General features: G+C 66.7%; 22 protein-coding genes. 5 read left to right on the forward strand and 17 right to left on the reverse strand.

Translation table 11 applies throughout. The features are described 5' to 3' along the window. Nucleotides 1-85: 85 nt before the first annotated feature. Together BDI24065_RS08255 and BDI24065_RS08260 are read right to left on the reverse strand one after the other, a co-directional pair. Entirely contained in the window at nucleotides 86-2,254 is a 2,169-nt protein-coding gene (locus BDI24065_RS08255; protein WP_175030801.1) for a hypothetical protein, read from the reverse strand. Between the two features lie 481 nt (nucleotides 2,255-2,735). Further along, the gene (locus BDI24065_RS08260) at nucleotides 2,736-3,632 is read right to left on the reverse strand and encodes a LysR family transcriptional regulator (protein ID WP_175030880.1); all 897 of its coding nucleotides are present in this window, start codon (nucleotides 3,630-3,632) and stop codon (nucleotides 2,736-2,738) included. 535 nt (nucleotides 3,633-4,167) lie between these two features. On the opposite strand from BDI24065_RS08260, the gene BDI24065_RS08265 reads away from it, so the two are divergent. From BDI24065_RS08265 to BDI24065_RS08275, 3 genes are all read left to right on the forward strand, one after another. After that, on the forward strand, nucleotides 4,168-5,028 hold the full coding sequence (locus BDI24065_RS08265) for a peptidoglycan DD-metalloendopeptidase family protein (RefSeq protein ID WP_175030802.1): 861 nt from the start codon (nucleotides 4,168-4,170) through the stop codon (nucleotides 5,026-5,028). 210 nt (nucleotides 5,029-5,238) lie between these two features. Continuing rightward, the gene (gene bla / locus BDI24065_RS08270; RefSeq protein ID WP_175030803.1) at nucleotides 5,239-6,138 is read left to right on the forward strand and encodes a class A beta-lactamase; all 900 of its coding nucleotides are present in this window, start codon (nucleotides 5,239-5,241) and stop codon (nucleotides 6,136-6,138) included. 106 nt (nucleotides 6,139-6,244) lie between these two features. Beyond that, nucleotides 6,245-7,117: a LysR substrate-binding domain-containing protein gene (locus tag BDI24065_RS08275; RefSeq protein WP_175030804.1), complete on the forward strand. Its 873-nt coding sequence runs from the start codon at nucleotides 6,245-6,247 to the stop codon at nucleotides 7,115-7,117. Nucleotides 7,118-7,185: 68 nt separating this feature from the next. Here the strand turns inward: BDI24065_RS08275 and BDI24065_RS08280 are convergent, their stop codons facing one another. The 9 genes from BDI24065_RS08280 to sapR form a co-directional block, all read right to left on the reverse strand. Then, nucleotides 7,186-7,521 (reverse strand): type 1 fimbrial protein, encoded by a 336-nt coding sequence (locus BDI24065_RS08280; RefSeq protein WP_174916546.1) that lies wholly within the window; start codon nucleotides 7,519-7,521, stop codon nucleotides 7,186-7,188. A gap of 330 nt (nucleotides 7,522-7,851) precedes the next feature. Continuing rightward, nucleotides 7,852-8,106, reverse strand: a complete 255-nt coding sequence (locus BDI24065_RS08285) for a GlsB/YeaQ/YmgE family stress response membrane protein (protein WP_175030805.1) — start codon at nucleotides 8,104-8,106, stop codon at nucleotides 7,852-7,854. Nucleotides 8,107-8,234: 128 nt separating this feature from the next. After that, nucleotides 8,235-9,011: an ABC transporter ATP-binding protein gene (locus BDI24065_RS08290; protein WP_175030806.1), complete on the reverse strand. Its 777-nt coding sequence runs from the start codon at nucleotides 9,009-9,011 to the stop codon at nucleotides 8,235-8,237. After that, nucleotides 9,008-9,922, reverse strand: coding sequence for an ABC transporter ATP-binding protein (locus BDI24065_RS08295; RefSeq protein ID WP_175030807.1), 915 nt, complete (start codon nucleotides 9,920-9,922; stop codon nucleotides 9,008-9,010). Before BDI24065_RS08295 ends, BDI24065_RS08290 begins: the two co-directional genes overlap by 4 nt. Nucleotide 9,923: 1 nt before the next feature. Continuing rightward, on the reverse strand, nucleotides 9,924-10,838 hold the full coding sequence (gene nikC / locus BDI24065_RS08300) for a nickel transporter permease (protein WP_175030808.1): 915 nt from the start codon (nucleotides 10,836-10,838) through the stop codon (nucleotides 9,924-9,926). Nucleotides 10,839-10,904: 66 nt separating this feature from the next. Then, a complete protein-coding gene (locus BDI24065_RS08305; RefSeq protein ID WP_046548070.1) occupies nucleotides 10,905-11,975 on the reverse strand; it encodes an ABC transporter permease in 1,071 nt (356 codons plus the stop codon). A 10-nt stretch (nucleotides 11,976-11,985) separates the two neighbouring features. Continuing rightward, a complete protein-coding gene (locus BDI24065_RS08310) occupies nucleotides 11,986-13,587 on the reverse strand; it encodes an ABC transporter substrate-binding protein (protein WP_175030809.1) in 1,602 nt (533 codons plus the stop codon). Nucleotides 13,588-13,657: 70 nt separating this feature from the next. Next, a complete protein-coding gene (ddpX, locus tag BDI24065_RS08315) occupies nucleotides 13,658-14,221 on the reverse strand; it encodes a D-alanyl-D-alanine dipeptidase (RefSeq protein WP_175030810.1) in 564 nt (187 codons plus the stop codon). Nucleotides 14,222-14,253: 32 nt separating this feature from the next. Then, nucleotides 14,254-15,135, reverse strand: a complete 882-nt coding sequence (gene sapR / locus BDI24065_RS08320) for a sap1 transcriptional regulator SapR (protein WP_175030811.1) — start codon at nucleotides 15,133-15,135, stop codon at nucleotides 14,254-14,256. A 647-nt stretch (nucleotides 15,136-15,782) separates the two neighbouring features. Here sapR and BDI24065_RS08325 point away from each other — a divergent pair. After that, complete coding sequence (locus tag BDI24065_RS08325; RefSeq protein WP_175030812.1) at nucleotides 15,783-17,039, forward strand: oxalate decarboxylase family bicupin; 1,257 nt, start codon at nucleotides 15,783-15,785, stop codon at nucleotides 17,037-17,039. Nucleotides 17,040-17,123: 84 nt separating this feature from the next. Beyond that, nucleotides 17,124-18,431 (forward strand): Nramp family divalent metal transporter, encoded by a 1,308-nt coding sequence (locus tag BDI24065_RS08330; protein ID WP_175030813.1) that lies wholly within the window; start codon nucleotides 17,124-17,126, stop codon nucleotides 18,429-18,431. Nucleotides 18,432-18,449: 18 nt separating this feature from the next. On the opposite strand, the gene BDI24065_RS08335 is transcribed toward BDI24065_RS08330, so the two are convergent. From BDI24065_RS08335 to BDI24065_RS08360, 6 genes are all read right to left on the reverse strand, one after another. Next, entirely contained in the window at nucleotides 18,450-19,703 is a 1,254-nt protein-coding gene (locus BDI24065_RS08335) for a hypothetical protein (RefSeq protein WP_175030814.1), read from the reverse strand. Nucleotides 19,704-19,849: 146 nt separating this feature from the next. Continuing rightward, nucleotides 19,850-21,439 carry an ABC transporter substrate-binding protein gene (locus tag BDI24065_RS08340; protein ID WP_175030815.1) on the reverse strand — a complete coding sequence of 530 codons (1,590 nt, stop codon included), beginning with the start codon at nucleotides 21,437-21,439 and terminating at the stop codon, nucleotides 19,850-19,852. A gap of 136 nt (nucleotides 21,440-21,575) precedes the next feature. Next, complete coding sequence (locus tag BDI24065_RS08345; protein ID WP_174937459.1) at nucleotides 21,576-21,911, reverse strand: sugar ABC transporter ATPase; 336 nt, start codon at nucleotides 21,909-21,911, stop codon at nucleotides 21,576-21,578. Nucleotides 21,912-22,165: 254 nt separating this feature from the next. After that, nucleotides 22,166-22,495, reverse strand: a complete 330-nt coding sequence (locus BDI24065_RS08350; RefSeq protein WP_175030816.1) for a hypothetical protein — start codon at nucleotides 22,493-22,495, stop codon at nucleotides 22,166-22,168. Between the two features lie 174 nt (nucleotides 22,496-22,669). Continuing rightward, complete coding sequence (locus BDI24065_RS08355; RefSeq protein ID WP_175030817.1) at nucleotides 22,670-24,229, reverse strand: DHA2 family efflux MFS transporter permease subunit; 1,560 nt, start codon at nucleotides 24,227-24,229, stop codon at nucleotides 22,670-22,672. A 404-nt stretch (nucleotides 24,230-24,633) separates the two neighbouring features. Further along, a complete protein-coding gene (locus BDI24065_RS08360; RefSeq protein WP_175030818.1) occupies nucleotides 24,634-25,536 on the reverse strand; it encodes a LysR family transcriptional regulator in 903 nt (300 codons plus the stop codon). Nucleotides 25,537-25,681 lie beyond the last annotated feature (145 nt).

A 25,681-nucleotide genomic window follows, 5' to 3' on the forward strand; every position in this document is an offset into this window, starting at 1 on the left:
TGATGCCCGCTGTCCGTGACGATCCCGACGCCGGTTTCGACAACTACCGGCTTCGGGAGCATTCACCGGCCGCGGGTCACACGGCTCACGCCGGATCGGCGTACTTCAGCGTCCATCCGAACGTGCGGGTTGCGCCCGTACCGAGTGCAAACGGCTTCGTCGTGCACGCGAAGTTCGAATGCAACTGGCCGATCGGCGTCGTCGACAGCGGATTCGTCGTGCCGTTCGCCGTATCGAAGGCGGACAGCGCGCAGGCGTCGAACCCGGACGCCGCATAGCCGGTCGCGGCGCTGTTCGCGTAGGTCACCGACACGCCGTCGCCGTTGGCCTGCGTCGACGCGAAATCCGCGAACGACGTGAAGTCCGTCTCGACCGACAGGTTGCCGGTGAGCGTGCCCGTGCTCAGCGTATCGCTGCGTGCGACCGAGCCGTGCGCGAACGTCAGCACCGTATGCACCTGCAGGTCGAGATCCGTCGTGTACGCCGCGTTCTTCGACGCGAGCCGGAACTTCGCGGTATCGAACGACACGATCACCTGGCCGTTGCTTTGCTGGACGTTCAGGTTCTTGTAGTACGTGACGGGAATGTAGGTCTTCCCGTTGTACGACACCTGCGGCACCAGCAGCGCGTAGCCGAGATCGGTCGTGCCGTAGATCAGCTTGTCGGAGAACGGCACCGGGTAGTACGGCGTGTACGAGTTGTAGTCGGGCGCCTGGCTGAGGTTCAGGTTGATCACGCGCCGCCCGTCGCGCACGGTGACGAGCGCCGCACTGTACGGATGCGCGGTGTCTCCCGGCTGGTTGTACCAGGTGAGCGTGTAGTGCGGCAGCGCGTCGAGCCACGCGTTGTAGTCCGCATCGGCCATCGGCGCCTTGCCGCCGAAGCCGAGCTTGTTCCACCACGCGTTCACGTACAGGTACTGGTGCAGCAGGCTGAAGTTCTCGCCCATCACGCGCGGCTTGCCGCGATACGCGTCCGTGCCGCGGCCCTTGACCCACATGTTCACCGACGGCGTCGGCAGCGACGGGTCGTACCAGTACGTGTCGAACCGATGCGCGGCCTGGTAGATGAACGCATACGCGACCTGCTTCTCCTGATCGGTCAGCACGCCGGCATTGGCCGCGGCCGTCAGCACTTCCATGAACGCCGAATCGCCGTACGGGCCGATCGAGCGGCCGTAGTTGAAGCCCTGGCCGTTCGCGTTCAGCTGCGGCAGGATCAGGTCGACCGACTTGCGCAGATAGCCCTTCAGCTCGGGCGTGAGGTTTGCCTCGTTACCCATCTCGAACGTGCGCTCGGTCACTTCGCCGATCAGCAGCGTGCTGTAGCGGTCGAAGCGCGCCTGGTCGTAGTAGGTCGTGTGCGTGTTCGACGCTTCGTCCGAGAACCCGCCCGACGAGTCGTTGCGGATATGGTTCGTGAGCGTGTACAGCAGCGCGTCGCGCGCGCCCATCGTCGCGACCGACGGATCGGTCTTCGCTGCAAACGTCGGGCTGCTCCAGCCGAGCTTCTGGCGCAGCCCGGCAATTCCGTAGGACACCGCATAGTAGTTCTGCGCGGTGTTGAGCGACGCGATGTCGATCGGCGTGCCGGCTGCGGGGCAGGTATCGGTCTTGCCGCTCGCATCGGGGCCGAACATGTCGCAGAAGGTGAGCCGCTGCTGCAGTGTCGCGAGCATCGCGTCGCTGAAGACTTCGTTGAGCATCCCGTGCGCCTTCAGGTTGTTCAGCGCGACGAGGTAGTAGTACTCGCCCCACGACGTATTCGCGTACGTGTAGTTGCTGCCCGACTGCGCCATCATCGCGGTCGTGATCGTCTGGTAGGTCGCGAGGTAGCTCGCGTACTGCGGATCGTTCTTCGACTTCATGTCGATCAGGATGTACGACAGGCCGAGCGCGAGCTTGCCCGGCAGGAATTTGTCGCCGGTGTTCGTGTCGAGCACGTGGACCGGCGTGCCGTCGCCGAGATCCATCACGACCTGCGTGAAGTCAGGCGATTTCCGGATCAGGTCGAACAGCGCGCGCATCTGGCCCATCATCGTGACCGGCACGTTCGCGCCGGCCGGCACGCTGGTGTCGGGCGCGCCGTAGACGAGCGCCTGCAGCGAGTTCGACGCGAGCGACGGTGTCGTGGACGGGGGCGGCGAAGAGGATGACGGCGTGTCGGTCACGTCGTTGCCGCCGCAGGCGCTGACGAACAGGACGGAAAGGGCGCTGAGCGCGGCGCCGAGCGCGAATCTGCTGCGCGGATGCATTGTGTCTCCAGTTTTGAATAGTGATGAAGGCCGGGCGGGTATGGCCGTTGCCGCGCTCGATGCCCGTCCCTGGCCGCCGTCTTGAACCCTGATCCCTGAAGACGGACGGCCTGAATCACCCATCGAGCGGGCAAGCGTTCTCCCTGCACGGGCCGTGACCGGCGTCGCGCGGATGTATTGGAAAACGTTTTCCAAATTTAGGCAGCGATCGGCATGATGTCAATGAACTTTCATGCCGGACGGGACGGGAAAAACCCGGATAGTGGGAAGCGTGGCGTGGGGCGCGAGATCGGAATATCGCGGGAATTACCGGAATTTCTTACGGATGAGGTGACGCGCAGCGCGGGATATCGATGCGGAAGCGGCGATCAGGATGGCTAGCCGGCGATGTGCGCTCACCCGATCTTGTGAGAAAACGTTATCCATAAGGATCGAAGCGAAGCGGGCCGTGCATCGCGGCATCGACCGCCAGCGGCGCACGTCACCGCGGTGTGGTTTCGCCCGACAGGAACGCGACGAATTCGCGCGTGTACTTCGGCAGCGCATCGAACGACCGCGCGCACAGTTTCAGCCTGCGGTGGCTCCACGGATCGGACAGCTCGACGAGGCGCACGTCCATCGTCTGCATCGCGCGCTCGGCCGCATGGCGCGACACGATGCCGATGCCCACGCCGCTGGCGATTACGCGGCAGATCGCATCGAAGCTCTTCAGTTGCACGCGATAGCGGATCCGCTTGCCGAGCGCGCGCGCCTGGTCGGCAAGATGCACCTGCAGCGCGCTGCCGTCGGTGAGGCCGATGAAGTCGGCATCGGCGATCGTGTCGAACGCGACCTTGTGCTGCGACGCGAGCGGATGTGCGGCCGGCACGACGACGATCAGCCAGTCCTCGCGGAACGGCTTCTGTTCGAGCCCGCCGAGCCCGACCGAATCGGCGACGATGCCGACTTCGGCCGTCTTGTTGCGGATCGCATGCACGATCTCCTGGCTCGAGCGCTCCTCGACGCTGATCGACAGCTTCGGATGATGCGGCAGGTAGTCGGCCAGCGCGTCGGGCAGGTATTCGCTCAGCGACGCCGTGTTGCACAGCAGCCGGATATGCCCGCGCAGCCCCTGGCCATACTGCTGCAGTTCGCCGCGCATGTGGTCGATCTGCTGCAGCACCGTACGCGCGTGGTGTTCGAGCGCGCGGCCCGCATCGGTGGCCTGTGCACCCGATTTGGTTCGGTGCAGCAGCGGCACGCCGAGCTCGTCTTCCATGCCGCGGATGCGCTCGCTCGCGGCCTGCAGCGTGATGTGGGTCCGCTCGGCGCCGCTCGTGATCGTGCCGGCCTCGCAGATGTTCAGGAAGAGCCGCAGGTCGGTCAGGTCGAAGCGCATGGTCGGTGGGGGCAATCTTGTTGGAATGGCCGATAAGTTAGCAGGGAACCGCAGCCGAGGTCTCAGGCGCAGCCTGAGGCCCGATTCGCCGCTTCCGCATTTTCGGGGTGCGATCGATGGCGGATCATGGCCGCACATCAACCGGGGAGCCTGTCATGCAGATCGATCCGTCGTGGAGCGTGTCGTTCAAGATCGCATTGCACGTGCTGTTCCTGTGCATCGGCGTCGCGTGGGCGTGTTCCGAACTCGCCACGTGGCTGCGCTGAACGTCGCGGCAGGCGCGTGCCGCCGCGGGCGACGGTCGACGCTTCGCGTCTATTGAAATAAATTCGTCATAGTTTCCCGAGACGAAAATTCTTCCGCTTTCCTGCAAAAAGACCATCAAGTTTTTCTGAATCGGACCGTATTACCGGTAGCGAATGCCGGCCGGCATCCGGTTCGTGATCGTTTGTCATCATTGTTTGCATCCGGTTACACGTCGGCCGTTCCGTTTTTGAGATGCTTGAAAGATTGTCAAACCGGAGTCGGATCGTCCATGAAAACGCGCGAGATTCACCGCAACGCGGCGTGGCTGCCGGGCCTGGCCGCCGTGCTCGTCATGGCCGGTTGTGCAGGCACGCAGTCCGTCCCGCCGAGCGACACGCTGGCGGGATCATCATCATCGCCGAGCCAGTCCGTCGCTGCGCCGTCGGCCGACACACCGCCGCCGGCGCCGATTTTCGTCGCGCAGAAGTACGTCGTGAAGCGCGGCGACACGCTGACGGGCATCGCGTCCGCGAACGGCTGCAGCATTGCCGACCTGCGCACCTGGAACAAGCTGGGCGCGAACGGCAGGCTGCGCATGGGGCAGGTGCTGCGCATCGTCAAGCAGCAGCCGTTGCCGCCGCCGGGCGCGGCCGGCACGCAGGTGGCCGCATCGTCGGCCGCGGGCAATGGTGCGGCAGGCAACCCGCCAGCCGCGCAGACCACCGCATCGACTGCAAGCGACCGTCAGGTCGTCAAGGAAACGAAGCGGCATGCGGGCGGTGTTGCGCTCAAGTGGCCCGCGAGCGGCAAGATCGTCGACGGGTTCCGGCCGGGGCAGAACCGCGGCATCCAGATCGCCGGCCGGCCGGGCGACCCGGTCCGTGCCGCCGCCGCCGGCCGCGTGATGTACGCGGGTACCGGCCTGAACGATTACGGCAGCCTGATCATCGTCCAGCACAACGCGGATTTCCTGACCGCCTATGCACACAACCGCAAGCTGCTCGTGAAGACGGGCGACATCGTGCGCCAGGGCGACGAGATCGCGGAAATGGGCGATCTCGACAACTCGCGTGTCGCGCTGCTGTTCGAAGTGCGACGCGACGGCAAGCCGGTCAATCCGATGCCTTACCTGCCTTCGTCGCAAGGGTGAAGCAGGGCCGTTTCGCTGGAACGTGGCGGCGGTCGCTGCTACGCTAGGGTCTGTTCATGCGAGTCCCGCGCGTCGCGGGGCCGACGGTCGTCTTTCGGGGATGCGCGGCGAATGCCGTCGCGGGCCGGCTGTCGGCGTGAACGGGTGCGCTTCTTCAACGCGTGCCCGAGCTGCTTCGTGCCACCGATTCCGACAGAACACACGACATTCATGGAACACTCTCCGACACGCCGCTCGCTGTTGCTTGCCGCCGTTGCCGCGCCGTTCGTCGCCGCGTGCAGCTCCGCGCCGGTCGCCGACCAGGGGCGCGCCCACGCCGCCCAGGCTGAATTGACCGCGCTCGAAAAGGCCTCGAATGGCCGGCTCGGCGTCGCCGCGCTCGATACGTCGAACGGCGTACGCATCGCTCACCATGCGCGCGAGCGCTTCCCGCTGTGCGGCACGTACGCGGTCGTCGCGGCCGCCGCGATGCTCGCGCGCGGCTCGCTCGACGCGTCGCTGCTGCCGCGCCGTATTCTGTACCGCCGCTATGAAATCGTTGCAGGCTCGCCGATTACGGAAAGCCACGTCGACACGGGCATGACGATCGAGCAGCTTTGCGTGGCGATGCTGCAGTCGGGCGACAAGGGCGCCGGCAACCTGCTGATGGGCGTGCTCGGCGGCCCGCAGGCCGTCACGGCGTTCGCGCGCGCGAGCGGCGACACGTCGTTCCGCCTCGATCACTGGGAACCCGAACTGAACAATGCGGCGCCCGGCGACGAACGCGACACGTCGACGCCGGTCGAGATGGTCGACACGCTGCAGCGGCTGCTGCTCGGCAACACGCTGCAGGAGCCGCAGCGCACGCAATTGACGGAATGGATGGCTGGCGGCGCGCGCGGCGCGACCGGCGTCGCGGCGGGCGTGCCGCCCGGCTGGCGCGTCGCGGGCAAGGCCGGCACGGGCGGTTACGGCACGACGACCGACGTCGCGGTGCTGTGGCCGCCGTCGCGTGCGCCGATCGTGATGGCCGTGTCGTTCACGCAGCCGCAGGCCGCCGCAACGGCCCGCGCGGACGTCGTTGCGTCGGCGGCGCGCATCGTGGCGGGCGCGCTCACCGCGACGGCCTGAGCGTCCCGCGCCTCGCGCAAAGCCGGCGTTTGGCTTATCGTGTCGGACAGCGCGCGCCGGGGTCGGCGCGCGGTCCCTCCGCGCCGTTTTTCCGTTTGCCTTCCTCATGCGCCGACTTCCGCCCCTGCACGCGCTGCAGATCTTCTCGACGGTGGCTCGCCACCGCAGCTTCACGCGCGCGGCCGAGCAGCTGTGCATCACGCAGGGTGCGGTAAGCCGGCAGATCCAGACGCTCGAGGCGCATTACGGTTTTCCGCTGTTCAAGCGGCATGCGAAGGGCCTCACGCTGACGGCGGAAGGCGAGCAATTGCTGCCGGTCGTCAACGAGAGCTTCGCGCGGATCGAAGATATTTCGATGAAGCTCACGCGGCAGCGCACCGATCTCGCGCTGAAGGTGCCGACCTGCGTGATGCGCTGGATGCTGCCGCGCATCATGCGCTTCCAGGGCGAGCACCCCGATCTCCATGTGCAGATCACGACCGCGTGGCAGCACGTCGTCGATTTTTCGACCGAGCCGTTCGATGCGGCGATCGTCTACGGGACGTCGCCGGGCGCTGGCGTGTTTGCGCTGCCGCTGTTCGACGAGCGCTTGACACCCGTCTGCGCGCCCGAATTGCGGCAGACGTCGCCGCTCGACGCGATCGGCGATCTTGCGCGCCATACGCTGCTGCATCCGACTCGCGACCATCGCGACTGGCGCGCGTGGCTCGATCACGCGGGCGAGCGCAGCGTCGATCCCGCGCGCGGACCGACATTCGACACGCTCGATCTCGCGACGAACGCGGCGATGCAGGGCTTCGGCGTCGCGATCGGCGACGTGACGCTCGTCGACGACGACGTCAGCGCGCGTCGGCTCGAGCGGCCGTTCGACATCGTGCTCGAGACGGGCGCGCGCTACTTCTTCGTCTATCCCGAGAACATCGGCAACCAGCAGAAGATCCGCGCGTTCAGCGACTGGATCGCGCGCCATCGCGATTGACCGGCGAAGTGCGCACGTGCGCCGAACCGGCGCGCGGAACCCGTCGGGTGCCGCGCCGGCAGACCGCTTTACTGGTACGTCACGACGGCGATCATCGGCGCCTGGTTGTTGCCCGGACGGTTAGGTAAAACGATTGCGCGCGAGGCCTGAGTAAAGGTCGTGGTCTTGATGGCCTGCTGGCTCGCGGCGTCGACGAACGCAATCTGGCCGCTTGCCGGGCGAGGACAGTCTGGGCGGACGTGCCCGCGGGCGAGATCGGCCGTATCGAGCGCGAACGAGCAGGGCGGCTCGACGATCATGCCGGAGAAGTGGATGATGCCGGACGCGCCGGCGGCAAAGGACGAGGAAGTGGCCAGAAGCGAGGCAGCCAGGACGAACGAGGCGGCGATAGGGCGATGCTTCATGACAGGCTCCAGAGAGGAAGCGCGTCGCAGCGGGGCCGCTCGGGTGGCAGTCCGTCAACGCTGCGATGCTGTATGCGTAAACGGCAAAACCATCGGACCTCTTGAACGAAAAAATCGAAATAATGGCAATCGGCAAACGATTGCGCATTGCTTTAATCAATGTAGGCCGAATCTGCGCAATCGCAAGTCAGGGAAATGCCGGGTGGCATAGGATGGGAGGGCGAACGGCCTGCGCGACCGTTGTGCAGGCAACGGCCTGGCGCCGTCCGGAAAGCAAAACGGCCGCTCGGGATGAGCGGCCGTTTTGCGTTGGAGCCGAAGGTGCGCCGTTCAGTTCATGCGCTTGCGTACCACGCCGACGATCACGAGCAGCACGATCGCGCCGATGATCGACGCGATCCAGCCCGCGCCCTGGCCCGGCGCGTACCAGCCGGCGGCGCGTCCGACGTAGCCGGCGAACAGCGAACCGACGATGCCGAGCACGGTGGTCATCAGGATGCCCATCTTGTCGTCGCCGGGCTTGAGCGCGCGGGCGAGGAGGCCGACGATGAGCCCGACGACCAGGGTTTCGATGAATTGCAGCATGAACGCCTCCCTATTGCGGTTGAGCTGTTGACGAAACGAAGTTGACCCGTGCGGCGCATCAGGGTTCCATGCGCGGCCGGTCGGTGCATGGCGCGCCGAGTATCGCACGCGGGCGCGTCGCGCAAATGTCAGGCCGCCGGCGCGCCCGCCACCGGGTCGAGACGGCGATAGCCTTCGGTCGCATTCAGCAACGTGCGCGTGTAATCGCGCGCCACCTGCCCGGCGCGCACGTCCTCGATCCGCAGCTGCTCGACGATCTCGCCATGCTGCATCACGGCGACGCGCTGGCACAGGAAGCCGATCACCGCGAGATTGTGGCTGACGAGGATCATCGTCAGGTTGCGTTCGCGATGCAGGCGGCGCAGCAGGTTCAGGATCTCGGCCTGCACCGACACGTCGAGCGCGGACGTCGGCTCGTCGAGCAGCAGCACGCGCGGCTCGACGATCAGCGCACGCGCGATCGCGACGCGCTGCCGCTGGCCGCCCGACAACTGGTGCGGATAGCGGAACCGGAATGCGGGGCCGAGTCCGACCTCGGATAGCGCGCGGGCGATGCGCGCATCGGTGTCGCCCATGCCGTGGATCGACAGCGGCTCGCGCAGCGTCTGGTCGACCGTGAAGCGCGGATGCAGCGACGCATACGGATCCTGGAACACCATCTGCACGTGTCGGCGAAACGCACGATCGGGTGTGCCGCCCACCGTCCGGCCGTCGATCGTCAGGCTGCCGGACGCGAGCGGCACGAGCCCCGTCAGCGCGCGCAGCAGCGTCGACTTGCCGGAACCCGATTCGCCGACGAGCCCGAACACTTCGCCGTCGCGCACGGCGAAGCTCGCGTCGCGCACGGCGTCGACGTGGCCCGTGCGGGTCGGAAAACGGATCGATGCGTGATCGACGTCGATCATCGTGCGGCCTCCTGTCGATCGGCGGGCGTGCCGGCGTGCGATGCGGGCTCGAGCCACGCGGGATCGCGCCGCAGCACGGGCAGTTCGTCCGGCGGGTTCGCGAGCGGCGGGTTCGCCGCGAGCAGCCCGCGCGTATAGGGATGGGATGCGTTGCGCAGGTCGCGCGCGGCGCAGGTTTCGACCACGCGTCCCGCGTACATCACCGCGACGCGATCGCAGAACGACATCACGAGCGGCAGGTCGTGGCTGATGAACATCAGGCCCGTGCCGTGCCGCGCGATCATCGCGTCGAGCACCGCGAGCACCTGCATCGACACGGCGACGTCGAGCGCGGAGGTCGGCTCGTCGGCGATCAGCAGGCGCGGGCCGGTCGACACCATCATCGCGATCATCACGCGCTGGCCCATGCCGCCCGACAGCTCGTGCGGATACGCATCGGCGACGCGCGCCGGGTCGCGTATCTGCACGGCCGCGAGCGCGTCGACGATCCGCTCGCGCAGCGCGCGGCCGCGCAGGCCCGGCTCGCGCAGCCGGAACGCTTCGCCCATCTGCTTCGCGACCGTCATCACCGGGTTCAGCGAATATTTCGGGTCCTGCAGGATCATGCCCATCTGGCCGCCGCACAACCGCCGGCGTTCGCCCGGCGACATCGCGAGCAGGTCGTGGCCCGCGAAGCGCATCGTGCGTGCCGACCAGCGCGCGGCGTCGGGCAGCAGGCCGAGCAACGCGCGGCCCGTCAGCGATTTGCCGGAGCCCGATTCGCCGACGATGCCGAGCCGTTCGCCGGGGGCGAGCGTCAGCGACAGGTCGCGCACCGCATCGGTGACGGTGCCGTCATGGCCGCGAAAGCCGATCTTCAGGCCGTCGATCTCGCAAAGCGGCGCGGGCGAGGAGGCGGAATTCAGTGGCATGTCACGCTCCATGACGCGGATCGAAGACGTCGCGCAGCCCGTCGCCGAGCAGGTTGAACGCGAGGCTCACGAGCAGGATCGCGCAGCCGGGCAGCGTCGCGACCCACCACGCGTCGAGCAGCACGTTGCGGCCCGACGCGACCATGAAGCCCCATTCGGGGCTCGGCGGCTGCGCGCCGAGGCCGAGGAAGCCGAGGCCCGCGACGGTCAGGATGATGCCGGCCATGTCGAGCGTCGCGCGCACGATTACCGACGACATGCACATCGGCACGATGTAGCGCAGCAGGATGCGCGGGCCCGACGCGCCCTGCAGCCGCGCGGCGTGAATGTAATCGGCCTGCGCGATGCGGATCGTCTCCGCGCGCGCGAGCCGCGCATACGCGGGCCACGCAGTGATCGAGATCGCGATGACCGCGTTAATCACGCCCGGCCCGAGCGCGGCGGCGAACGCGAGCGCGAGCACGATCTTCGGGAACGCGAGCGCGATGTCGGTGATGCGCATCAGCACGCTGTCGACGAAGCCGCCGCAATAGCCGGCCGTCGTGCCGATCAGGAGGCCGATCGGTACGACGATCACGACGACGAGGATGGCGATGCCGAGCGTGAGGCGCGAACCGGCGATCAGCCGCGAAAGGATGTCGCGGCCGAGCTGGTCGGTGCCGAGCCAGTGCGACGGCGAGCCGGGCGGCAGCAGCCGGTCGGACAGCACCTGGCGCAGTGGATCGTGCGGCATGATCAGCGGGCCGACGATCGCGACGACGATCAGTGCAACGAGGATCGCGAGCCCGAACAGGTTGAGCGGATTCGCGGCGAAACGACGCCAGCGTCGGTATGCGAGGCCGAGTGCGGCCTGCGAGCGCGACGCGGGCGCGTCGGAGAGAAGCCACGCACGAAGCGTGAGGCGCTCGGCGTTCATGAATGGACGACCTTCGGCATGGGCGATGAAAGAAGCAGGGTGGAGGCGGTCATGTCGTGGCGGCCCTCAGCGCGCACGCGGATCGAACACGCGGTACAGCGCGTCGGTCAGCAGGTTGACGGTGATGAACATCGCGCCGATCACGAGCGTCGCGCCGAGCACCGCGTTCATGTCGGCGTTCAGCAGCGCGCCGGTCAGGTACGAGCCGAGCCCCGGCCATGCGAACACGATCTCGGTCAGCACCGAGCCTTCGAGCAGGTTGCTGTACGTGAGCGCGATCACGGTGAGCAGCGGCACCATGATGTTGCCGAACGCATGCCGCCAGATCACGCGCCGCTCGGACAAGCCCTTCGCGCGCGCGGTGACGATGTATTCCTGGCTCAGCTGGTCGAGCATGAACGAGCGCGTCATGCGGCTCAGATAGGCCACGGAGTAGTAGCCGAGGATCGCGGCCGGCAGCGCGATGTGCGACACCGCGTTGCGAAACACGTCCCACTCGCCCGCGAGCGCCGCGTCGATCAGCAGGCTGCCCGTGCGCGTGTCGACCATCCCGTCGTACACGGGATCGAGCCGGCCGGGCCCGCCGACCCAGTGCAGCCGCGCGTAGAACAGCAGCAGCCCCATCAGCCCGAGCCAGAACACCGGCACCGAATTGCCGATCAGCCCGACGAAGCGCGCGATGTGGTCGATCGGCCGGTTGTGCTTCACGGCGGCCGCGACGCCGAGCGGCACGCCGATCGCGATGCCGATCAGCGTCGCGATCGTCGCCAGTTCGAGCGTGGCCGGGAACACGCGCTTGATGTCGTCGAGCACGGGGTTCGCGGTCAGCAGCGACATGCCGAGATTGCCGTGCAGCACGTCGCGCGCATAGATCAGAAATTGCGTGACGAGCGGCTTGTCGAGCCCGAGCGCGATGCGTTCGGCCGCGTACGCCTCGGCCGACGCGCGATCGCCGAGGATCGCGAGCACGGGATCGATCGGCACCTTGCGGCCGATCACGAACGTCAGCGCGAGCAGCCCCGCGAACGTGACGGCGAGCGTGAGCGCCCAGCGCAGCACGCGCAGTGCCCAGCGCACGGCCGGGCGCCGCGCGGGCAGCGTGCGCAGGGCTTCGAGGGAGGAGGCGGGAGTCGACATGCGGCGAATCTTATTGCTTCTTCAGGTTGCGGTACGACACGAGATCGTTGATCGGCCCGACTTCGAGCCCGCTCACGCCGGGCCGCGTCGCGACCTGCGCGACTTTCTCGAACATGATCACGAACGGCGAGCGCGCGAGCATTTCCTTCTGCATCGCCTGGTACCGTTGCGCGCGTTTCGCGGCGGTCGGTTCGGCGAGCGCGGTGTCGGTTTCCTTCGTCAGTTGCGGGATGTCCCAGCTGTTGCGCCAGGCCAGCATTTTATAGCTCGACTTGTCGGAATTGTCGGGGTTCCACGCAAAACCCTGCGCGTTGCTGTGCGGATCGATGTAGTCGGCCGACCATTCGCCGATATAGATGTCGTGCTGGCGCGCACGGTATTTCGCGAGCGTCTGCTTGTTGTCGCCGGGGATCAGCTGCACCTTGATGCCCGCCTGCGCGAAGTTCGCCTGCACGGCCTGCGCGATCTCGGTGTACGGATAGTCGTTGCGCACGTCCATCGTCACCGTAAAGCCGTTCGGCACGCCCGCCTTCGCGAGCAGTGCCTTCGCCTTCGCGACGTCGAGCTTGTACGGGTTCGCGTTCAGCGTGCCGAGGAAGCCTTCGGGCAGGAAGGTCTGGTGGACCTTGTAGGTCGTCTTCACCACGTTGCCCTGGATGCCCGCATAGTCGACGAGCCACTTCAGCGCTTCCTGCACGTCGGGTTTGGCGAGCGTCGGGTTCTTCGTGTTCAGGCCGAGATACAGCAGCGTCGCCTGCGGCGACGCCGACACCTTCGCCTTGCCGGACTTCGCGACCGCCACCAGATCGTCGGGGCTCAGGTCACGTGCCGCATCGACGTCGCCGTTCTCCAGCAGCAGGCGCTGGCTCGCGGCTTCGGGCACGTGACGCAGCACGATGCGCTTCATCGCGAGCGGCAGCCGGTAGCCGTCGAAGCGTTGCAGCACGAGGCTATCGCCGGCCGTCCACTTGACCAGCTTGTAGCCGCCGGAGCCGGCTTCGTTGGTCTTCAGCCACGCGTTGCCGAAGTCGTTGCCCTGCTGGTGCGACAGCAGCAGCTTCTTGTCGAGCACCGATGCGGGCCACGAACCGAGCACGTTCAACACGAAGGTCGGCGCGTACTTCTGGTCGGTCGTGACCGACACCGTCTGGTCGTCGAGCTTCTTCACGTTGGCAACGACGTTCGCCTTCGTGAGCCCGATGCCGGTGAGGACGGCGGCCGGGCCCTTGTCGAGCAGCACCGCGCGCTGGATCGACCAGGCGACGTCGTCGGCCGTCAGCGGGTTGCCCGAGTGGAACTTGAGGCCGGGGCGCAGCTTGAACGTATAGGTCAGCCCGTCGGGGCTCACCGTCCACGACTGCGCGACGTCGCCGTTGAATTTCGACGGATCGCGCAGGTCGACGCGCACGAGCCGGTCGTACGTGTTCGCGACGTATTCCTCCGGCACCAGCTCGTAGATCTCGCCCGGGTCGAGCGTCGTGAATTCGTCGAGCAGCGTGGCCATCACGAACATGTCCTTCGGCGTTTCCGCACGCGCGGCGGAAAGCGGAACGGCGGCGAGAACGGACGCGGCGGCCAGCGCCGCGACGAGCCGGGATGTCAGCAATTTCATGTGCGCTCCATCTGTCGTTGAAGTCGTTGAAGTCGTCGAACGTGAACGGTGAAGGGAATGCGTATGGCCATCACATCAGGTGCCATGGGCCGCTGTCGGCGTTGTCGATCTGCGGCAGCGCGCGCGAGCCCGGCAATTCGTAGTGCCACCATTCGCTGTCGATGTGCGCGAAGCCGGCCGCATGCATCACGCCGAGCAGCAGCAGGCGGTTGCGTTGCACGGCTTCGGGCAGCCCCGCGTGGAAGTGGCCGGAGGCGGCGACCATCTCGTCGAAGCCGGTGCCCATGTCGAGCGGCTCGCCGTCCGTGCCGACGAGCGTCAGGTCGAGCGCGGTGCCGCGGCTGTGATTCGAGCCGCGCCCGAGGTCGGCGATGAAGTTCGGATCGGGCAGGAAATCCCACAGCACCTGCTGTGCCTGCGGCGGGCGGTACGCGTCGTAGATGCGCAGCGTGAAGCCGGCCTGCGCGGCGACGTCCACCGCGCGGCGCAGCGCGGCTTCGGCCGGCTCCAGCAGCAGGCAGTGCGCGTGGCGGTAGATCGGCTTGCCGGTCAGGTTGCGGTCGGTCGCGTAGACGAGATCGATGTCGACGCGATGCGTGGCGGGCGTGATTTCAACGAGGCGGTGAGCGTTCATCGGCGGTTCGGAGGGCACTCGCATTCAGGCATTCAGGATTCGAATTGATCGAACGTGTGCTGCAGTTCGCGGTTGCGCGCGACGCGCCGGTCGATCGCGGGGCCGAGGCGGTCGACCACGGCCGTGATCAGCAGGTTGAACAGGCAGGTGAGCGGCGCGAGCGAATCCCAGAACTGGCCGACGTCGGTCTTCACCTGCAGCAGGTCGGCCGGCCAGTCGCGCGCCCACGGGCACGAGAGATCGGTAACCAGCGCGAACGGCTGCCCGCGCTCGGCCGCCGCCTGGCAATAGCGGCGTGCGCTGCGCGAATACGCGCGCGTATCGGTGACGATGCAGTACGGCCGCTCGAATTCGGAGTTCAGCGAATCGACGTACGAGCCCGACTGGCCGTCCGAATAGAACACGCGCGGGCGCAGGTACTCGAGGTAGCTGCTGAACGCGTTGCTGATCCCGCGCGTCGACTGGATGCCGAGGATGAACACGGCGTCCGCATGCGCGATCCGGTCGGCCACCTGCGCGAATACCGGGCTTTCGGCGAGCCGGTACACGTGGCGGATCGCATCGAGCTCGCGCTCGAGCGACGACGCGAGCGGGCTGTCGCTGCCGTTGCCGTCGGGTTCGGCCAGTGTCGTGCCGGCCACGCGGCGGTATTCGTCGAGCCGGTCGGTGATCATCCACGGTCGGTCGCCGCCGCCGCGCAGTTCGCGCTTCAGGTCGTCGAGGTTGCGGTAGCCGACGCTGCGCAGGAAGCGCCCGACCGAGATGCCGCTGGTGCCGGCTTGCTGCGCGATCTGGTCGGCCGTCTCGAGCCCGAGCCGGTCGAGGTTCGCGAGCATGTAGCTCGCGATGCGCTTGGCCGTCGGCGTCAGCTCGGCATAGCGGGATTCGACGGTACGGGCAAATGCGCAGGTCATCGGCTGTTAGATCGTTGTCGTCTGATGATCGAATGTCATCCATCTAACAAAGCCAAAATCATTCGCGCCAGCGGATAAAAACTATGGTGTGAGGATAGGTGATAGGGTCGAAAGGGAGCTGGGTGGCAAGGGCAGGGGCGTGGGCGGGGCTGACAAATTATTCCTGTCAGGCATAAACGCAAAATATGCCTGACAGGAATATTCGACCCGTCACCGAGCGTTTTGCTTGCCGCAGGAGGCTTTTGACGCAATGTTCGCGTCACGCGGGTTCGACGAAATGCAGTGGGAGTGAGTCGTATCCCGACCCGACCGGGTTGGATGACGTTCGACATATCGGCAAATGTCTGTTGCGGCTCCATTCGATCAGTTATCCAAAGCGAATGGATGGCATGACGACCGCGCACGGTTGCATTTCCACCTTCACTTGATTCGACCGATTCACCTGTGTCCCGCACCCCACAGCACCTGAATAATTACAAAATTAAAGAGAATCAGATTAACTAATTAATTCAGGTTAATAATTCATTTAAGTTTTAACGAGAATTGGATTTAACTTGCGTCACGGGATGTTCGATTTTCGATAATCCGAAAAACGGCATGTGTTCCGTAATGGAAATTCGCTCAATCTCAGGAATGAAGAGGAAACCATGACGAATCTTTCTCGACGCAAGATGCTGGCGGGAACGGCCGGTGCCATTGCCGCCGCGGGTATCGCGGTATCGGCCAGGGCTGCCTCGTTCGGCAACCCGGACCGCCCGCCGGAAGGCGCGGTGAATGCAGGCAACCGCCAGAGCCTGACCGACCCGGGGCCTGAAAATCCGGCAATCGCCAATCAGTTTCCGTCCTTTCAGGATCCGCCGGCCACCGATATCAACGGCATGCCGTTATTCTGGGCCTCGTTCAATAATGCACATAAACGCATTCAAAACGGCGGATGGGCGCGTGAAGTCACGCAGGACGATTTTGCGATTTCAGAAACCATTTCCGGCGTCAACATGCGCCTCACGCGCGGCGGCATTCGCGAGATGCATTGGCACCAGCAGGCCGAGTGGGCCATCATGCTCGACGGCCGCTGCCGGATCACGGTGCTGGACGAATCGGGGTGGCCGTCGGTGCAGGACGTGAAAACCGGCGATCTCTGGTATTTCCCGCCCGGACTGCCGCATTCGCTGCAGGGCCTCGGCACCGACGGCGCCGAATTCCTGCTTGCGTTCGATAACGGCCGCGCATCCGAATTCAACACGCTGCTGCTGACCGACTGGATCGCGCACACGCCGCCCGACGTGCTCGCACTCAATTTCGGCGTATCGGCCGATGCGTTCAGGAACATTCCGCTCGACAACCTCTGGATTTTCCAGGGCGACGAGCCCGGCCCGCTCGCGGAAGCCCAGCGCGCGTCGGCATCGTCGGCAGGGGCGCCGCCGCATCCGTTCATCTTCTCGCTCGGCGACATGAAGCCGGTCAGGAAGACGCGCGGCGGCGAAGTGCGGATCGCGGACAGCACGAACTTCAATGTATCGACCACCGTCGCGGCGGCGCTCGTCACCGTGCATCCGGGCGGCATGCGCGAGCTGCACTGGCACCCGAACGCGGACGAATGGCAGTACTACCTGCAGGGCGACGCACGGATGACCGTGTTCGACACGGGGCCGAAGGCGCAGACGGCGGATTTCCGCGCGGGCGACGTCGGCTACGTGAAGAAGAGCCTCGGGCATTACGTGCAGAACACCGGCAACACCGACCTGGTGTTCCTCGAGATCTTCAAGACCGACCGCTATGCGGAAGTGTCGCTGTCCGACTGGCTCGCGCATACGCCGCCGCAGCTCGTCGAAGCGCACCTGAACGTCGCGCCGGACGTGATTGCGCAGTTTCCGCGCAACCGTCCCGACGTCGTGCCGCTGTAACGCCGCCGCCTCGGCCGGCACGCGGCATGCCGGCCAAGGCACCCGAACGTCAGGAAGCCCTCTTCATTCGAACGGAACCTCACCATGATTCCCGTCACGAGCAAACCTGCCGGCGGCTTCGCGCTGCCGGGCCTGTCCACCACGCATACCGACGGCGCGGCCCGCGCCGCGCTGGAAGGGCGCCGCACCGGCATCGTCGCGCTGCTGCCGTTCGTCGGCCCGGCCGTGATCGCGTCGATCGGCTACATGGATCCCGGCAACTTCGCGACCAACATCCAGGCCGGTGCCGCATACGGCTACCGGCTGCTGTGGGTCGTGCTGGCCGCGAACGCGATCGCGATGCTGTTCCAGGCGATGTCGGCGAAGCTCGGCATCGTGACCGGCCGCAATCTCGCGGAGCTGTGCCGCGACCGGTTTCCCGCGCCGGTCGTATGGGGCATGTGGGTCGCATCCGAGATCGCCGCGATGGCAACGGATCTCGCCGAATTCCTCGGCGGCGCGCTTGCATTCGGGCTGTTGTGCCACCTGTCGCTGTTCACGGGGATGATCGCGACGGCGCTCGCGACCTGCGCGATCCTCGCGCTCGAAAAGCGCGGGTTCCGGCCGCTGGAAGCCGCGATCGCGGCGCTGGTCGGCGTGATCGGCGCGTGCTATCTCGGCGAACTGCTGATCGCGCCGCAGGACTGGCACGCGGCCGCGTTCCACCTGGTCGTCCCGCAGATTCCGGATCATGCGGCGCTGACGATCGCGGTCGGGATCATCGGCGCGACGATCATGCCACACACGCTGTATCTGCATTCGGGGCTCACGCAGGATCGCACCGCGCCGCGCGACGACGTTGAGCGGCGGCGGCTCGTGCGCTTCTCGAATCGCGAGGTCGTCGTCGCGCTCGGGCTGGCCGGGTTCGTGAATCTCGCGATGGTGATGATGGCGTCGTCGGCGTTTCACGCGAGCGCGCCGGGCATGACCGATATCGGCGACGCGTATCACACGCTGATCCCGGTGCTCGGGCCTGCGGCCGGCGCGCTGTTTCTCGTCGCGCTGCTGACGTCGGGCGTGTCGAGTTCGGTGGTCGGCACGATGGCCGGGCAGATCGTGATGCAGGGCTTCATCCACCGCCGCATGCCGGTCTGGGTGCGGCGCGCGGTGACGATCGCGCCCGCGTTCGCGGTGGTCGCGCTCGGCTGCGACGTCACGCGCGCGATGGTCGCGAGCCAGGTCGTGCTGAGTTTCGTGCTGCCGCTGCCGATGATCGCGCTGCTGATGCTGTCGGCGCGCGCGGACGTGATGGGCGCCTACGCGATGCGGCTGCCGCTGCGGATCGTCGCCGGAGCGGCGACGGTCGTGATCGTCGGGTTGAACGCGTACCTGGTGTGGGCGGCGTTCAATTGAACGGCAGCGGGCCGGCGCCTACTGCTGCATGTCGGGCGCTTCGCGAAGCCGCCAGATCACGTTGCACTGCTGGCCGCCGAGGCTCGTCGAGCGCAGCGTGATGACGGTGCCGGCCACGATCCGATACGAGACATGCGCCATCAGCTCGGTACCCTTGCGCTGGGGCTGCCCGTCGACCAGCACTTCGCACAGCAGCGGCGACGGCGAGCCGGACGGGTGGGTGACGTAGACGTTGAGCCGCGCGATGTCGCGGGTCGCGGTGAGCACGACTTCGTGGTTTCCGCTGCCGATCAGCATCGTGCCGCCGGGTTCGTCGATCGCCTGCAGGTAGGCGCCCGCGCTTCCCTCGATCGCCGTGGCCGTCACTGTCAGTCCGGCCGAGCGCACGTAGTCGGTCGCCGCGATGCGCGCGGCGACCGCGTCGGATTGCGACGGCGTGCCGTCCGACAGCGCGAACGGCACGCCGTCGCGCAGCGCGGCGTCGATGTGGTTCGCGTAGTAGCGCCACCGGTCGAGGAAGCGGATATCGCCGGTCATGTGCAGCGCGCGGATCGGCTCGCCGTGATACCGGAGCGTCGTGGTGCCGTTGCTCGCATCGAACGCTTCGTGAATGCCGTACTTGCTGACGAAGTTCTGGACCGGATCGAGCAGCGCCGTTTCGCCCTGCGCACTCCACAGATGCAGGAACGTCGTGTCGATCCCGAAGCATTCCTGGAAATCGGTGCCGATGCGGGCGATGCAGTCGCGCAGGTGGCTGGCATAGCGTGCCCACGCGTCGGCGGTCCCGGCAACGAGCCCGGCCTGCAATGCGCCGCCGTGGCGCGCGGAGACTTCGTCGACGACGAGGCGCCAGTGATGGTCGCGCCGCTCGCCGATCAGCGGCGTGACGACGAACGTGCAGAACAGCGGGTCGGGGCACGCGTGGATCCGGTCGTCGCCGATCTGCGAGAACAGGTCGAACCCCGGCGCGCAGAACCAGATGTCGGCGTCGTACAGCGCGAGCTTGCGGATCTGCGGGTTGCGCGCGCAATACTCGGCGGCCTCGATGAAGCGGCCGACCGGCAGCGCATACGCGTCCGACGCTTCGATCACATCAACCGACTGGCTTGCCAGGATCTGCCGCTTGCGTTCGGAGAGGCCATAGCCGATCACCGCGATCCGGCCGTCGTAGCCGGTCTGCCGCAGCGACAGCAGGAACGGCACGAGCATTTCATACCAGGCGCGGTTGTTGTCGTTGATCGCCACGCAGACCGCGTGCTCGCTCGAATGCATGTTCTTTCCCCGTTACGTGTGCGCGGCGCGGTATTTCCGCGGTGCCGGCCATTGTAGATCGCCGGCCGCCGCACGCCCTGGCGCCGGCGCGGCGGCCGCGGCGATTACCCGCGCGCCGGCGGTGCCGGCCGCGCGGGCAGCCGCGATTACTTCGCGAGCGTGCGGTATGACACGAGGTCGTTGATCGGCCCGATTTCCGGCCCGGTCACGCCGGGGCGCGTCGCGACCTGCACGACCTTCTCGAACATGATGATGAACGGCGAGTTCGCGAGCACGGCCTTCTGCAGCGCGTCGTAACGCTGCGCGCGCTTCGCGGGCGACGGCTCGACGAGCGCGGCCTCGGTGTCCTTCGTCAGTTGCGGAATGTCCCAGCTGTTGCGCCACGCGAGCATCTTGGTCGGCGACTGGTCGGAGTTGTCCGGATTCCACGCGAAGCCGCGCGCATTGCTGTTCGGGTCCATGTAGTCGGGCGACCATTCACCGATGAAGATGTCGTGCTGGCGCGCGCGATACTTGCCGATCGCCTGCTTCGCATCGCCCGGAATCAGCTTCACGCGGATGCCGCCTTGCGCGAAGTTCGCCTGCAGCGCCTGCGCGATCTCGAGGTACGGATAGTCGTTCGGCATGTCCATCGTCACGTCGAAGCCGTTCGGCAGGCCGGCCTTGGCGAGCAGCGCCTTCGCCTTCGCGACGTCCTGCTTGTACGGCCGCGCGTTCGACGCGCCGAGGAAGCCTTCGGGCAGGAAGGTTTCATGCACCTTGTAGGTCGTGCTGACGATGTTGCGCTGGATGCCGTCATAGTCGACGAGCCATTTCATCGCCTGCTGCACCTCGGGTTTCGCGAGGTTCGGGTTCTTCGTGTTCAGGCTCAGGTACAGCAGCGCGGACACCGGCCACGACGCGACCTTGATCTTGCCGGCCTTCGTCAGCGCGGCGAGACTGTCGGGGCTCAGATTGCGCGCGGCGTCGGCGTCGCCGTTCTCCAGCAGCAGCCGTTGTGCGGACGCTTCGGGCACATGACGCAGCACGACGCGCTTCATCGGGTACGGCGTACGGTATTTCTCGAAACGCTGCAGCACGATGGTCTCGTTGGGTGTCCACTTGACGAGCTGGTACGGGCCCGAGCCCGCGTCGTTGGTCCGCAGCCAGCCGCTGCCGAAATCGTTGCCCTGCTGGTGCGACAGCAGCAGCTTCTTGTCGAAGACCGATGCCGGGCACGCGCTCAGCACGTTGAGCACGAAGCTCGGCGCGTACTTGCGGTCGGTTTCGAGCACGACGGTCTGCGGGTCGACCACGCGCACCTTCTGCATCACGTTCGCCTTCGTGAGACCGAGATCGGCGAGCACGCCGGCCGGCCCCTTGTCGAGCAGGATGGTGCGCTGCAGCGACCACGCGACGTCGTCGGCGGTCACCGGGTTGCCGGAATGGAACGTGAGGCCGGGGCGCAGCTTGAACGTGTAGGTCACGCCGTCGGCGCCGACCGTCCACGATTGCGCGATCTGCCCGTCGAAGCGCGTCGGGTCCTTCAGGTCGACGCGCACCAGGCGTTCGTAGGTGTTCGCGACGTACTCGGACGGCACCAGCTCGTAGATCCCGCTCGGGTCGAGGGTCGTGAATTCGCCGAGCTGCGTGGCGACGACGAAGATGCCGGGCGGCGTGGCCGCCTGTGCCGGCAGCGCCGGAACAAGCGCGACGAGCGCGGCGCTGACGAACAGGCGGGACAGCAGGTGCTTCATGCGGGCTCCGTTGAAAGGGAATCGTGGGTGCGATTCTCTCATCGACGGCCGCCCGGATGAAAATATTCGGCGTGCGCGCCGGCGGGGTGGCGCGCGGCAGCGAGCCGGGCGGGCGCCCGGCATCGGCAGGTTCGGATCAGATCGCGCAGCGCGCGATCGCGAAGCGCATCGCTTCCTCGGCCGGCTCGTTGCCCGAGCCGCGCACGACCTTGATGACGGAGCCGTTGCCCGACGGCGTCAGCGTGACGAAGTACGAGTTCGAGCCGACGGCGATGTCGGTCACGCCGTTGTGCTGCGATTGCTCGGTGCCCGACAGGCGGCTGTCGAGGCAGTTGGCGATCGCGTAGGCCGGGCGTTGCGACGACACGTAGATCATCGGCGCTGCGCCGGAGGAGGCGGCCGAGTCGGACGAGGGAGCGGAACCGCACGCGGCTAGCAGGGCGGCGGGAAGGAGCAGCAGGAATCGTTTCATGGCGGGTCGTCGTGTGTCTCGTATCGAGGCTGGGGCGCGGGGTAGGCGAAACGCGAAGCTTCGCGACGAAACCGCCCGGAATCGGGCCGTTTTTGACGGACGACGATGCAACAGGCGGCTGACGACGGAGTATACCCGCAGCGTTTGACGGCGTTGGGACGTTGAAACGATTCGATACAACAAGCACCCGCTACCGCATCGCGGCAGCGAGCGTTTCAGGTGATGGCGAATGGCACTTGCCGGTGTTGTCGATCTTATTGGCCGATCTGGTGGCTGACCGCGTTTTCCTGCTGGTTCAGCACGTGCTTTTCGCTCTTCGTGATGTGGCTGTGATCCTGCCCAGCCATGTCCCGCTCTTCCTGGCGGATCTTGCGGTCGTCACGGTGCAGGCGCGCGGCCTCGGCGTGCGACATCTCGCCTTCCTTCACTTCGTGATGGATCCGGCGATTCTGGTTTGCGAGGCGCTGGTTGACCTCTTCGCGGCGCGGATGCGCCTGTTGCCACGGCGTGTCGGCGAACGCGGTGCCGGTCAGCACCGACATCAGGGTGGCGGCAATCGCGAGATGGCGGGTAAAGGCTCGCATGGTGTTTTCTCCTGTCGTTGCGCGTCCGGATCGTGGGCGCTTGTCCAAAAAACGCGGAGGGGGCACCGGCTGTTGACGTTTCCGCCTGTATCGATTGCAAGTCTTTATTACGTCTGCGCGTCGCGGCGCGGGCCCCGGCGTGAGCGGCCGGGGCCCGACCATCGCACACGCGGATCAATGCGCGCCGGCCGCCGCCGCATCGGCATCGCCGCCGCCCGAGCGCGATGGTTTCGTGATCCAGATCAGCGGAATGATCGCGATGAAGATGATCGCCGACACATAGAAGATGTCGTTCAATCCCATCACGGCCGCCTGTGAATCGACCGATGCGTTGAAGAACGCGAGCGCCGAGTCGGGGCCCAGGTGCAGCAGCGAACGCGTCGTGTCGACGTGCTGCGCGAAGGTCGGGTTGGTGATGCTCGCCTGTTCGGTGAGCCGCACGTGATGCAGGATCGTGCGGTCGTTCCACGCGTTGCTGATCAGCGACGTGCCCACCGCGCCGCAGAACGTGCGGCCGAAATTCGACAGGCCGGCGGCGGCCGGGATCTTTTCCGGCGGCAGCCCGGACAGGATGATCGACGTCAGCGGCACGAAGAACATCGCCATCGGGATACCCTGCAGCAGCGTCGGCAGCACGAGATCCCAGCGCGACACGTCGGTGTAGAAGGTCGTGCGCATCATGAACACGACCGCGAAGCCGACGAACGCGAGCGTCGCGATGTAGCGCGGATCGGTGCGTGGCAGCAGGCGCCCCATGACCGGCGTGAGCAGGATCGCGAACACCCCGAGCGGTGCGGTGGCGAGCCCCGAATCGACCGCGCGGTAGCCGAGATAGCCCTGCATCCACTGCGGCAGCAGCACCAGCGTGCCGAAGAACATCCCGTACGCGACCGAGATCGCGATCGTGCCGCCCGCGAAATTGCGTTGCGTGAACAGGCGCAGGTCGACGATCGGGTTGGTTTCGTAAAGCTCCCACACGAGGAAGAACGCGAAGCCGATCAGCGCGACGACGCCGAGCGCGACGACGACGGGCGAGTTGAACCAGTCGAGATCCTTGCCCTTGTCGAGCATGATCTGCAGCGATGCGACCCACAGTACGAGCAGCAACAGGCCGACCGTATCGATCGGCATGCGTTTCGTGGCCGATTCGCGATCGCGGAACACGATCCACGTGACGGCAGCCGCGAAGAAGCCGACCGGGATGTTGATGTAGAAGATCCACGACCAGTTGTAGTCGTACGTGATCCAGCCGCCGAGCGACGGCCCCGCGATCGGGCCGACGAGCGCGGTCATCGACCACAGCGCCAGCGCGCTCGACGATTTCTGCCGCGGCCACGCGCCGAGCAGCAGCGCTTGCGACAGCGGCGCGAGCGGCCCGGCGACCGCGCCCTGCAGGATCCGCGCGGCGAGCAGCGTCGGCAGGTTCGGCGCGATCCCGCACAGCCACGACGCGAACACGAACAGCAGGATCGACGTGACGAACAGGCGCACCTGGCCGAAGCGCTGCGTGAGCCAGCCCGTCAACGGAATCGACACCGCGTTCGCGGCCGCGAAGATCGTGATCACCCACGTGCCTTCGTCGACCGACACGCCGAGGTCGCCCGAGATCGTCGGAATGGCGACGTTCGCGATCGACGAGTCGAGGACGTTCATGAACATCGCGAGCGATACCGCGATCGTGCCGATCGCGAGGCGGCCGCCCGATAGCGGGGCTGAAGATGACGGAGAGGACATGAGGTTTCCTGCGTAAGGTGCGTAACGGATGCGGCCCGTTGCGGCGGGCACGCGCTATCGCGCGCGGCCGCGCACACGCGCGCGAAAGCGACGCACGCGCGGCGCGGCTGCTGAATGGAAGGGGGCACGGCGCGCGCGACGCGGCCCGGTACGGGTGCCGACGCGTGTGACGTGCTGCTCGATCGGATGCACGAAGCCGTGGCGGGCTTCGGGGCGCGGGATGCTGCCGGTCAGGAAGGCGGGACGCGCGTGACGCGCCTGCGGGCAGCGCTCAGGCGGCTGCGGTCGCGTGTGGAGTTGTTTTGCATCGCGACAGGCTAACGATGCGGCGAGCCGCCATCAACACGGGCCGGCTCATTAATCGATTTCGCTTGCTGCAATAATCGGTGTGCGAACCGTGCCGGTTACGGTGCGGTGCGCCAGTCGTCGAACACTTCCGCGAGGAATTCGACGAACGCGCGCACCTTGCTGTCGAGCGTCGCGCGTCGCGGATACAGCACGTGCAGCTCGACGTCGTCGGTCCGGTGCCAGTCGGGCAGCACGATTTCGAGTTCGTTCCGTTCGAGCCGGCGGGCCGTGTAGTGCGTCGACGCCAGCGCGATGCCGCCGCCGCTCGCGGCCTGGCGCAGCACCGTCACCGATTCGTTGGTGATCAGCACCGGCCGCACCGGCACGTCGGCCACTTCGCCGGCCGCATTGGTGAGCCGCAGCGTCAGGCCGGGCGCGTCGCGGCCGACGAGCAGCAGGTCGTGCTGCGCGAGGTCCTGCGGCGTGGCGGGCCGGCCGGCGCGGTCGAGATAGGCGGGGCTCGCGGCGAGCTTCGCCTGCGACCAGCCGAGCGAGCGCGCGATATAGCTGGAGTCGGTCAGCACGCCCGCGCGCAACGCGACGTCGAAGCCGTGCTCGACGAGATCGAGCGGGTTGTTGTCGTAGATCAGCACCAGCTGGACCAGCGGGTAGCGCCGGCGAAACTCGGCGAGCGCCGGCTCCAGCTCGAACAGGCCGATCGAGTAGGGCACCAGCACGCGCAGCATGCCTTCCGGCGCCGTGCGCAGCGCGCGGGCCTGGCGGTCCGCGTCGAGCAGGATGTCCTCGGCACGCAGGCAGCGCTCGTAGTAGTCGCGCCCGGCCTCGGTGACGGATACGCGGCGCGTGGTGCGATACAGCAACTGGACGCCGAGATCGTCCTCGAGCTGCTTGACCTTGCGGCTCACGCGGCTGAGCGGCATGTCGAGTTGCGTGGCGGCGGCGGTGAAGTTGCCGCGCTCGACCACGCGCAGGAATATCCGGATGCTTTCGAAGTCCATACAGGGTGCTTCAGTGTTCGACCTGCGCGCATCTTACCCGCGCCGGCCGAATCGCTTCGTGCGGCGGCGATTATCCTGCCCGGCGCAATAACGCATCCTGTCCGCGCCTCTTAGTGGCGGCGGCACGCCCCCGTATGCTCGCCGC

The organism is Burkholderia lata (genome assembly GCF_902499025.1).
Lineage (GTDB): Bacteria > Pseudomonadota > Gammaproteobacteria > Burkholderiales > Burkholderiaceae > Burkholderia > Burkholderia lata_C.